Below are 2,704 nucleotides of genomic sequence, written 5' to 3' on the forward strand. Positions count from 1 at the left end.
CACTATCCTTATTTACTTAATCCCATAAAAGTATTATAATCATATAAAATACTAACAGGAGATTTCTGCCAATATGATAACGATGAAAATGATGGTAATTGAAGGCGGAAAAAAGCTGAAGGGAAAGATACCGGTGTCGGGTTCAAAAAACGCCGCGCTTCCCATAATGGCGGCGGCAATTCTTGGCGACGGCCCTTCTGTAATACATAATGTCCCTGACCTTACCGACATCCGTACCATGTCAAAACTTTTAAAAATACTGGGCGCGACAGTTGAATTCAAAGGCCATACGCTTACCATTGACCCTTCGGGAATCAATAAATTTACCGCGCCTTATGAACTTGTTAAAACTATGCGCGCGTCAATTTATGTCTTGGGGCCGCTGGTGGCAAAATATAAAAAAGCAAAAGTATCGCTGCCGGGCGGCTGTGCCATAGGCGCAAGGCCTATTGATTTACATATAAAAGGCATTCAGAAACTTGGGGCGAAAATTGTCCTTAAACACGGCTATGTAAGCGCGTCCGCGGCAAAACTGAAAGGGACAAAAATTACATTTGATAAAGTAAGCCTTGGCGCGACGGTAAACATACTGCTTGCGTCGTCGCTTGCCGAAGGCACAACGGTAATTGAAAACGCGTCCAAAGAACCCGAAGTAATTGACTGCATTAATTTCCTGCAGGCGATGGGGGCAAAGATAGAAGGCGCCGGAACCAATACGCTTAAGATTCACGGCGTCAAAAAACTCTCCGCGGTTAAAGGGTATAATGTAATTCCTGACAGAATAGAGGCCGCCACATTCATTACCGCGGCCGTTATTACAAAAGGAAGGGTGACCGTTACCGGGCTTAATCCCGAACACCTTTCCATATTCATAGAAAAACTGAAAGAGACAGGGGTAAAAATAACTCAGGGAAAAAATAAAGTGGATATATTCCCGTATAAAGGCAGGCTGAAACCCGTTGATGTTGTTACAGAGCCTTATCCCGGTTTTCCAACCGATGTGCAGGCGCAGTGGATGGCGCTTATGTGTTTTTCCCGGGGCGATTCCATTATAAAGGAAACTATCTGGGAAAACAGGTTCATGCATGTGCAGGAACTTGTAAGGATGGGCGCGTCCGTAAGGATAAACGGCAACACGTCAATAGTAACCGGCGTAAAAGAATTAAGCGGCGCCGACGTAATGGCATCTGACCTGCGCGCGTCAGCAGCGCTTATTCTGGCAGGGCTGGCGGCAAAAGGAAAGACGGTTGTAAGGCGAATTTACCACCTTGAACGCGGATACGAAAACATTGACCTTAAGCTTAAAAATCTTGGCGCTGTGGTGCGTATTGAAAGAGAGAACGCTGTATGAGATCACAGATAATATACGTTATTTGCGGCTGTGTTATTTTTACTGTGTCGCTTGTAATCGCGGGTATAATCGCTTTTATTTATCCGTCTGTTGACCCGATGTGGGTTTTTGCTTTCATAATGGCGGATTCTTTTATAATTTTTGTGGTTACGGTATTGTTAAGCAAATATGTCAGTGATTATGCCATTAAAACCATTGCGAAACTGGTGGACACAGAAGTTGATTATGACAGGGAACTGGATAAAAACGCGGCGTTTCTTGCGGGCGCGCAGGCCGTACGCCATCACAGAAAGATTGACAGTGAAAGGGTAAAAATCCCAAAAGAAAAATTTGTTGAATACTCCGCAATTCTTAAAACCGCGGCTGAAATGATAGAAGAAGATTCCGATAAGTTTGAAAGAATCAGGTCGAATATAATAAACATTGTCAGATATTTTGAAACGACAGAGAAAATGTTTTTAAAGGTAAATACAATAGGGCTGGAAATAAAAACAGCTTCCAAAAATATAGATGAATCAACGCAGAACGTGCTGGCGGATGCAAAACGGCAGTCAGAAGTGGCGTCCAGAGGCGTAAAAGCAATAGGCAGGGAAATACAGGGAATCACAGAACTAAAACATTCAATCATGTCATCCACTCAGATAATAGAAGAACTTGTGGATATGTCGGAAAAAATAAAACTGTTTGTAATTAAAATCGCGGATATGGGCAAAAAAACAAATATGCTTGCGTTAAATGCCGGCATTGAAGCGGCGCGCGCGGGCGAAGCAGGAAAAAGTTTTTCCGTGGTGGCCAATGAAATCAAGAAACTTTCCGCAAGTTCCAATCAGTCGGCGGAAGAAATAGCGGCAATACTGCTTAACATCCAGATGAAGACCAAAGAGGTAATTGAAATTATTAAACTTACGGAAAAATTTGAAGATAATATCAAAACCTTTTACAGCACGGGCGATTTATTCATAGAAATAGTAAGGGCTGTCACCCATATAGAAAAGATAATAGGAAACATAACCAATTACACGGACGAACACTTTACGGACAGCGAGCTTTTGTGTAAAATAATTACGGATAATAAAGGAAAAGTGCCTGAATATAAAAAATATATTGAAGAGATTAAAACGCAGGCGGACAATTCCGTAAACAGCGCAAAAGACGCAGCTGTTAATCTGCAGGAAATGCGGGAATATTTTGGCGGTATAATAAAGAGATATGATGAAAAGGGTGAATAAATGACAGGCGACGGCAAAAATATTACGGAAGCGCAGCTTCAGATTGAAAAACTTAAAAAACTGAAAGTGGACAAAGACAGCAAAGCGCACAGGGCTAAGCGGGAAGAGTACAGTTTTGACAAAA

Annotated in this window: 2 protein-coding genes; both read left to right on the forward strand. The window is 42.2% G+C overall.

Annotated features, from left to right (window positions below; genetic code table 11):
- Positions 1-82: 82 nt before the first annotated feature.
- Entirely contained in the window at positions 83-1,351 is a 1,269-nt protein-coding gene (gene murA / locus JXR81_01690; protein MBN2753557.1) for a UDP-N-acetylglucosamine 1-carboxyvinyltransferase, read from the forward strand.
- Positions 1,348-2,580, forward strand: a complete 1,233-nt coding sequence (locus JXR81_01695) for a hypothetical protein (protein ID MBN2753558.1) — start codon at positions 1,348-1,350, stop codon at positions 2,578-2,580. The genes murA and JXR81_01695 overlap by 4 nt, the downstream gene beginning before the upstream one ends.
- Positions 2,581-2,704 lie beyond the last annotated feature (124 nt).

Source organism: Candidatus Goldiibacteriota bacterium (genome assembly GCA_016937715.1).
Taxonomy (GTDB): domain Bacteria; phylum Oederibacteriota; class PGYV01; order PGYV01; family PGYV01; genus PGYV01.

What these genes read in the sequence shown, in the direction of transcription:
- JXR81_01695 (MBN2753558.1), top strand. Translation starts at nt 1,348, where the DNA reads ATGAGATCACAGATAATATACGTTATTTGCGGCTGTGTTATTTTTACT.
- murA (MBN2753557.1), top strand. Translation starts at nt 83, where the DNA reads ATGAAAATGATGGTAATTGAAGGCGGAAAAAAGCTGAAGGGAAAGATA.